General features: G+C 53.5%; 7 protein-coding genes. All 7 read left to right on the top strand.

All coding sequences use genetic code 11. From position 1 onward, the window contains the following. The coding region (locus tag FBQ85_25525; GenBank protein ID MDL1878492.1) for a sigma-54-dependent Fis family transcriptional regulator at window positions 1–859 on the top strand (859 nt) is incomplete at its 5' end. 323 nt (window positions 860–1,182) lie between these two features. Then, window positions 1,183–1,455 carry a hypothetical protein gene (locus tag FBQ85_25520; protein ID MDL1878491.1) on the top strand — a complete coding sequence of 91 codons (273 nt, stop codon included), beginning with the start codon at window positions 1,183–1,185 and terminating at the stop codon, window positions 1,453–1,455. Between the two features lie 35 nt (window positions 1,456–1,490). Next, a complete protein-coding gene (locus FBQ85_25515) occupies window positions 1,491–2,246 on the top strand; it encodes a LysM peptidoglycan-binding domain-containing protein (GenBank protein MDL1878490.1) in 756 nt (251 codons plus the stop codon). A gap of 314 nt (window positions 2,247–2,560) precedes the next feature. Further along, entirely contained in the window at window positions 2,561–2,905 is a 345-nt protein-coding gene (locus tag FBQ85_25510) for a hypothetical protein (GenBank protein MDL1878489.1), read from the top strand. A 74-nt stretch (window positions 2,906–2,979) separates the two neighbouring features. Continuing rightward, window positions 2,980–4,266 (top strand): TolC family protein, encoded by a 1,287-nt coding sequence (locus tag FBQ85_25505; GenBank protein ID MDL1878488.1) that lies wholly within the window; start codon window positions 2,980–2,982, stop codon window positions 4,264–4,266. A 56-nt stretch (window positions 4,267–4,322) separates the two neighbouring features. Further along, on the top strand, window positions 4,323–5,462 hold the full coding sequence (locus tag FBQ85_25500; GenBank protein ID MDL1878487.1) for an efflux RND transporter periplasmic adaptor subunit: 1,140 nt from the start codon (window positions 4,323–4,325) through the stop codon (window positions 5,460–5,462). Window positions 5,463–5,648: 186 nt separating this feature from the next. Beyond that, a partial coding sequence (locus tag FBQ85_25495) for an efflux RND transporter permease subunit (GenBank protein MDL1878486.1) occupies window positions 5,649–5,974 on the top strand: 326 nt, incomplete at its 3' end.

Here is a 5,974-nt window from a genome sequence, read left to right as displayed (position 1 = left end):
TGCCACGGTTTTAATCACCGGCGAAAGCGGCACCGGCAAGGAACTCGTCGCGCGCGCGATTCATCGCCGCAGCGAGCGCAGCGCGGCTCCGTTTGTCGCGATGAATTGCTCGGCGTTGCCCGCGGAGATTCTCGAGAACGAATTGTTCGGCCACGAAAAGGGCGCCTTCACCGGCGCGTTAGCGGAAAAACACGGTTGTTTTGAATTGGCCGATGGCGGCACGTTGTTCTTTGACGAAATCGGCGAAATGCCGTTTGAGTTGCAGGCGAAATTGTTGCGCGCGCTCGAAGAACGCAAGTTTCGCCGGCTCGGCGGCCGCGAGGAAGTCAGCGTCGATGTGCGCCTCATCTCAGCCACGAATCGCGATGTGCGTGCGGCGGTGCGGGAGAAGAGTTTGCGCGAAGACTTGTTTTATCGCCTCGCCGTCGTTGAAGTTGAATTGCCGCCGCTGCGCGAACGTTTGAACGATTTGCCCTTGCTGGTGGAGGATTTCATCGCGCGCTTTTCGGAAAAGAATGCCAAAAAAGTTTCAGGCCTCACCCGCGACACTCTCGATATTTTGTTGCGCCATCCCTGGCCCGGCAATGTGCGCGAGTTGCGCAATGTCATCGAACGCGCCGTGATTCTCTGCCAGGGCCGTCACCTCACGGCCGCAGATTTGCCCAAGCACATGTTGTCGGCAGAAAACTCCAACGCCCTCACGATTCCAATCGGAACTACTGTTGACGAAGCGGAACGCATGCTGATTCTCAAAACACTCGATCTGCATCAAAATAATAAAACCAAAGCGGCAGACGTGTTGGGGATCAGTTTGAAAACATTGCACAACAAACTGGCACGTTATCGGTTGGAGTCTTGACATGTAAAAATTACGCCCTCGGTGCTTTCTTCTCGGCAGTCTTTACACGTTTTCCGAAGATGTTTCTATCCGCGCAGTCGTGCCCAATTTTCTCCCCGCCGCTTTTTCTCTTCTAAATCCTTGATTCCACGACTCCCAAAATAATCACGCCATTGTTGCCAAGCACGCAACAAGTTTGGCAATCGTTTTGCGTTGATCATGGGCGATTGTTGTTGCGTCAAATTTTGTATTCACCTCAAAAGATGATCAATCATGCTGGAAGAAAACGTGCGCTATACGACGGAATCACAAGCGGGATTTCAAAGCCGCCTCGGAGGATTGACATGGCACTTTTGCCTGTTTTGTTTTCATGCTTGTTAGGTTGGATACTAGGCCATGCCTTTGCATTGTGTGATCGTGCGCATGAACGCGGGCGTGCGATGAATTACGCCATCGGCATGATCGGCGCGGCCACGGGTGCGCTTGTCAGCCAAACCGTGCCTGCGCTCTATAACAAATTTTTGGCCATTAGCATTTTGTCGGCGTGCGTCGCGTTGGTTTTATTTCGCAGCCTGCGCCGCTTCGGCGCGCGTCTCGGTTGGAAGATTTCGATGTGAAGCCAATTTCTACCCTAACTTTTTTGGAGGATGTTATGAAGAAAGTTTTGCTGACGGCCTTTTGCGGCGTCGTCCTGCTGCTTGTCATGGCGCATGACAACCTGCTCATGAGTCGTTTGCGCTGGCTCGAATCGCCGCAGGTTCACCACGTGCAAAAAGGCGAATCACTCAGCAAGCTCGCCAAAGAACATTACGGCGATACGGATTATTGGCGCGAGCTGGCATTGGTGAACCGTGCGCCGAATCCCAATCACATCGAGCCGGACGAAAAAATCTTGCTGCCGGCCGCCAATGTCATGGAAGATTTGCGCAAAGCGCGCACGATTTCGAGTGTCAATTCTCTGGTGGATCAGCAGCAAATGGCGGCAAAGGCTTCGCCAGACAACGGCGCGTATTCCCGTTCCGAGCCCAGCGTGGTTTCAACCGGCAATCCCAATACCACGCCGGTAGCCGGTGTTGATTCACCGCCGGCGGGTTCGCCGTCAGCCTCGGCGCAAGAGACAACGCAACCGCAGCCACTGGTTTCGCAACCGCGCCCGGAATCCTCGAGCGGCTTATCCTGGTTCTGGTTGATTTTGGGATTGGTTTTGATCGGCGGCGTGATCGCGTTTGTGCTCTATCGCAGGCGTCAAGAAGAATTGGCGCAAGCGCAGGACGAGGATAGCAACTTTTATCGCCGGCGCGATGCGGAGCAGAGCAAATCGAAGGAGGATGACAAACGGCAAAATTTTCCTCACGATCGCCGGTCGATAATTTTGAGAAAAAACGCGGAAGTGGAAACCCGCGCGTGAATCTGTGGCAGCGCATGAAAGCGTTGCGTGTTGCTCATCTCAAATCGAATTGGCGATCCGTCATCGCAAAAGTCACGTGGCGCGCCAGCACGCATTACAGCCGCCGGCCACGGTCACAGACGTATCGCTAAACGAGAATTGCTGATTGCAGCACAACCCTCAAAGCCCTTCCCCTTAAACCTCATGTCGGCTTGCGCTGAACCTCTCCTGGCAGCGGGAGCCGATTCCTCCGTAGAGCACGACAGGGAATCTGTCGTGCTCTCCTTTTCTAAAAAATAACTTGTGCTTTCCGCGCATTTCATCTATCTTCACGCATGAATTTGACCAGACGGAAATTTTGTTCATATCTCGCATGCGTGACGCTGGTGAGCCAACTGCTTGGCCTGGTTTTCTGCGGCGATGTGGATTGCCTGCAAGGCGGTTCCGATGAAAACTGTGCGACGTTGTTGTGCGGCCTGCTTGCCGCGCATTCGTCGCCGCCGGCAGCGGCCAGCAGCGGCGCGAATGATTCTTGCCAATGTTTTTGCCACCTATTGATCAATTTTTCCCAGATAAATCTGCAAGCCGCGGTATTGAATATCGCGCAACTTCACATGTTTGAAGAGTCACATTTTTTTGCTGCGCCGTCCCGCGAGATTGATCATCCCCCCTGTGTTTAATCTCCCTCGTTTAGTTTTCCCAATTTTATTTCGATTCTGAAAACTCCCCCATCTTTTAGAAAAGGAACCAGAACGTGTCTCTATTTTTGCGTTCCTGCGTGGCCGCACTGTTTTTATTTTTGTTTTTAATTGAAAACAGCGGCGCGCAGGGAAAAATGTCTTTGCAACAGGCCATTGATTTGGCCATGACCAACAACCCGCAAGTGCTGACGGCGCAAAAAGAAGTTGAAGCCGCCCGCGCCCGCATTCTACAAGCTGAAGCCCTCCCCAATCTTGAATTCAGCCTCAATTGGGATGAAACCCCGTCGAATTTCAACGTCACCAAAGCCGGCGAGCGCAATATTGGTTTCGTGCAGCCGTTTGAATTTCCCGGCAAACGGGGAGCGCGCGGGCAGGTGGCGAAAATCGAATCGCAATTTCTTGAAGGAAGTCTGCGGCGCACCAAGCTGCTGGTGAGCGCCGACGTCAAGCGCGCCTATTATCAAGCGTGGCTGAATCAAAAATCCGTTGCCAATTTCGAAGCGATCGCCGATTTGTTGCAGCAGTTTCGCGAGACCGCCACGGCGCGCTATCAGGCGCAGAAAGTGACGTTTCTTGAAGTGCTGCGCGCCAAAACCGAACTGGCGAAAATCAACAACGAGCTGATTGCGGCGCGACGCGAGGCGCAAAACGCGCTCGCGGAATTGAATCGGTTGCTCGGTCGCGCCGGTTCTACTCCGTTGGCGCTCGCGGATGACTTCAGCTATCAGCCGTTTACTAAAACGGTCGAGATGGTGGTGAATGAAATGCGCCAACTCAGCGTGTCGCGCCGTCTCAGTGAAACGCTCGTTGAGCGCGGTCGCGCGCAAATGCGGCTGGCGCAAAAAAGTTATTTGCCGGATTTTGCCGTCGGCTTGTTCCACCAAAAACGCGATGGCCAACCGCCCTTCACCGCCGATAATCCGTTGGGCGTAACCGAAAGCGGTTTGTGGGGCATCGACATCGGCGTCTCCATTCCGCTGTGGTTTTGGAAAGGCCCGCGCGGCCAAGCCGAAGAAGCTCGCGCTTTTATCGATTTGGCGCAAATTCAACGCGAGTCCGTTGACCGCAATATCACCACGGCGATTGAAAACGCCCATCGCAGCGTCAAGGCCGCGGAAGAGCAAGTGCGGCTCTTTGAAGAAACTTTGCTGCGCGACGTGGAAGACGAGCTGCGCTCCGGCGTCTCGCATTATCAAACCGACCAGATCGATGCGCTCAATTTGATCGACATCTACCGCACGTATACCGCGACACAGGCGGAATATTATCGTGCTTTGTATAACTACCACGTTGCGCTGGCCGATTTGGAAGTGGCCGGCGAAACGGCTTTGCAACCATAAGCTGAACAAGTCGGAACCAAAATCAAAAGCGCACGCAAAGATTTAACTTCTAATAAATGGAGTATTCAAACATGCTGTCACGAAAGTTTGTTTTCATCTTAATCTTTTTGCTGGCTGCCGCAATGTTTTCCTGCAGCAAAACAGAAAACCAGCAAGCGCCCGCCGAAGAGCATCATGATGGCGAGGCTGCCAACGTCGTTCACCTCGATGCCGAGCAGCAGCAGAAAGCCGGCATCAAAATCGAACCCGTGGTCTCACGCGCTTTGCAACAGACCATCCCTGTGCCCGGACGTATCGTTTTCAACGAACGCCGGCTGGCGCATCTCACCGCGCGCGTTCCCGGTCGCGTGGAGCAGGTTTACGCTTTTCTCGGTGACCGCGTGCAAAAGGACGCGTTGCTGGCGACGATTTACAGCCAAGACTATTTGGCCGCGCAATCGGAGTTCATTCAAGCCGAAGAGCGTTTGAAGCTGGCGGCCACGAGAAAAGATTCGACGGAACTTCCAACGGCGCGTTCCATTTTTGAATCGGCGCGGCGCAAACTGCTCGTCATCGGCGCGACCGAAAAAGATTTGAATGAAATCGCCGAGACCCACATTCCAAAAACGTTGCTCGAAATTCGCGCGCCCTTTGCCGGGACGGTCACCGAAGCCAGCGAGATTCTCGGCCACGTCGTCGAGGTCGGCGGCACCATGTTTCACGTCGCAGATCTTTCCACGCTGTGGGTGCTGGTGGATATTTACGAGAAAGATATAGCCAAGATCAAGTCCGGCTTGACGGCGGAAATCGAAGTGGCGGCCTATCCCGGCGAAAAATTTCGCGGCCGGCTCACCACCATTTTTGACGTGCTCGACGAAACGACCCGCACCGTCAAAGCGCGCATTGAAGCTGAGAATCCAACCGGCAAGATGAAGCCGCAGATGTTCGCAACCGTGAATTTGCAGAGCGGCGAGGCCGCCGACGTTCTCGTCGTGCCTGAAGCAGCAGTGCAGTCCGAAGGCGATCAGCGTTTTGTGTTCGTGCCGCAAGCAGATGGGGAATTCGAAAAACACGAAGTTCGCCTCGGCCAAAAAATGGACGGCTTCATTGCCATTCTGGATGGATTGGCAATGGGCGACAGCGTTGTGACCGACGGCGCGTTTATTTTGAAATCCGAATTGGCGAAGGAAGGCTTGGAGGAGGGGCACGCGCACTAAAATTTCCCGGAGTGCAAAACTTCAGTTTTGCAAAAAGTCTCGGACACAAAAATGAAAGCTCATAAAATTTTTGCCCCAGCTCGGTTTCGTGTCCATAACGCTAACTCGGAGTGCAAAACTTCAGTTTTGCGATTTTTTTTGGCGATGATAAATCATCGCACTCTGCTTTCAAATAAGGATTAACTCATGATCGATAAACTCATCTCGTTTTCGCTACGCAACCGCGTGCTGATTTTTATCGTCACGCTCCTGCTCGTCGGACTTGGCGTCAATGCGTGGCTGCAAATTCCCATCGACGCTTTTCCGGATGTCACCAACATCCAAGTGCAAGTCATCAGCGAAGCGCCCGGACGCTCGCCGGTGGAGGTGGAAAAATTCATCACCTTTCCCATCGAAGTCACCATGAGCGGCTTGCCCGATCTCACCGAATTGCGCTCGCTCTCCAAATTCGGCTTGTCCATCGTCACCGTGGTGTTTGAAGATAATGTGGACATTTATTTCGCGCGGCAATT

This window comes from Cytophagia bacterium CHB2 (assembly GCA_030263535.1).
In the GTDB taxonomy this organism is placed as follows: domain Bacteria; phylum Zhuqueibacterota; class Zhuqueibacteria; order Zhuqueibacterales; family Zhuqueibacteraceae; genus Coneutiohabitans.
The sequence above is the reverse complement of the archived record's forward strand: the minus strand, read 5'-3'. Positions and strand labels throughout refer to the sequence as shown.

Bases quoted from the DNA above. Each gene is read 5' to 3' on its own strand.
- FBQ85_25520 (MDL1878491.1), top strand. From the start codon at position 1,183: ATGGCACTTTTGCCTGTTTTGTTTTCATGCTTGTTAGGTTGGATACTA.
- FBQ85_25515 (MDL1878490.1), top strand. From the start codon at position 1,491: ATGAAGAAAGTTTTGCTGACGGCCTTTTGCGGCGTCGTCCTGCTGCTT.
- FBQ85_25510 (MDL1878489.1), top strand. From the start codon at position 2,561: ATGAATTTGACCAGACGGAAATTTTGTTCATATCTCGCATGCGTGACG.
- FBQ85_25500 (MDL1878487.1), top strand. From the start codon at position 4,323: ATGGAGTATTCAAACATGCTGTCACGAAAGTTTGTTTTCATCTTAATC.